Here is a 1421-nt window from a genome sequence, read left to right on the forward strand (position 1 = left end):
CCTCACAGCCCGCCTCCTCCATGGCCTCACGGCGGGCGACCCCAGCAGGGCTCTCGCCCTCCTTGACCAGGCCGGCCACCACCTCGAGCTTCCAGGGAGAGACGGGGTCATCGAGGGCCCCGGCCCTAAACTGCTCGATCAACACGACCGCGTCCCGCTCCACATCATAGAGCAGCACACCCACGGCATCATGTCGACAGTGAACCTCCCTCACCACCTCGCCGCTCCAGCTGCCTTCGAAGAGGCGATGGCGCAGATGAAGCTCGTCGAGACGGAAGAACCCCTGATGCAGGCAACGCCGCTCGACCAGCTCGACATCCGCTGTGGTGAAGGAAGCGCTGACCCCGGGAGCTTGTTCCTTTCCGCGCGGGGAATCCACCATGCCGCCCTCCTTTCGATGAAGCGCCATCATTATCATGACTGGACGAGGCAATGCCAATGTCCAACACCAACGCCTCGCCGGTCTGGCACCCTCGCCGCCGCTGGCGTATCTTCCCCGCTGAAGCCCATACCGGTCAGGAGCGCCATGAAAGGCCGCAACATGACACGCTGGCGTGATCCCGCCAAGGACCCGCGCCAGGAACCCAGGAGCAACCTGATTACCGCCGAAGGCGCCGAACGGCTTCGCGGCATCCTCGATCACCTGTCGCGGGTCAAGCGCCCGGCGCTCTCGGCCAGGGTGGGCGAGGCCGCCGCCCTTGGCGACCGCAGCGAGAACGCCGACTATACCTACAACAAGAAGGAGCTCAACCGGGTCATCGCCCGGATCCGCTATCTCACCAAGCGCCTCGATGAGCTCCAGGTGGTGGACCGCCTGCCGGCGGACACCGGCAAGGTCTATTTCGGTGCCTTCGTCACCCTGGAAGACGACGCCGGGGAAGAACTCCGGGTCCGCCTGGTCGGCCACGACGAGACCGATACCACGAAGCACTGGATCAGCGTCGATGCGCCGCTTGCCAAGGCGCTGCTCGGCAAGTCACTGGATGATGACGTCAGGGTCGATGCCCCGGGAGGCGCGACGGACTATGTCATCACCGATATCGCCTATCGGGATCAACGCACCGCCCGATAGACCCGAAACCGCCGATCCTCGGCGAGGATCTCGAAGCCACCGAAGGCCCGCGTAAGCATATCCGGATAGGGCAGAAAGGCATTGGCCACGAGCAGCAACTGCCCGCCCGGCGCCAGATGGTCGGGTGCCTCGGTGATCAACCTTCCCGCCGGGCCGTAATCGATGGCACGCTCCTGATGGAAGGGAGGATTGCTGACGATGACGGAAAATCGCCTCTCGCCCAGCGCCGAATAGACATCGCTGGCCAGCACCTCGGCCGAAAGGCCATTGGCCGCCAGGGTGCGACGTGTCGCCTCCACGGCGAAGGCATTGACATCCACCGCCGTGACCCGGGCACCACGCCTTGCCA

At 65.0% G+C, this 1421-nt stretch carries 3 protein-coding genes; 1 reads left to right on the forward strand and 2 read right to left on the reverse strand.

Going from position 1 to position 1421, the window contains the following annotated elements:
* Nucleotides 1-382 (reverse strand): NUDIX domain-containing protein (locus ACESMD_RS13430; RefSeq protein WP_372613972.1); only part of this gene is annotated, 382 nt, incomplete at its 3' end.
* 144 nt (nt 383-526) lie between these two features.
* Between ACESMD_RS13430 and greB the strand changes: the two genes are divergently transcribed.
* A complete protein-coding gene (gene greB / locus ACESMD_RS13435; protein WP_372613974.1) occupies nt 527-1072 on the forward strand; it encodes a transcription elongation factor GreB in 546 nt (181 codons plus the stop codon).
* On the opposite strand, the gene ACESMD_RS13440 is transcribed toward greB, so the two are convergent.
* Nucleotides 1054-1421 (reverse strand): class I SAM-dependent methyltransferase (locus tag ACESMD_RS13440; protein WP_372613976.1); only part of this gene is annotated, 368 nt, incomplete at its 5' end. The two genes, greB and ACESMD_RS13440, sit on opposite strands and share 19 nt — an antisense overlap.

The sequence above is a fragment of the Halomonas sp. genome (assembly GCF_041689495.1).
GTDB lineage: Bacteria > Pseudomonadota > Gammaproteobacteria > Pseudomonadales > Halomonadaceae > Halomonas.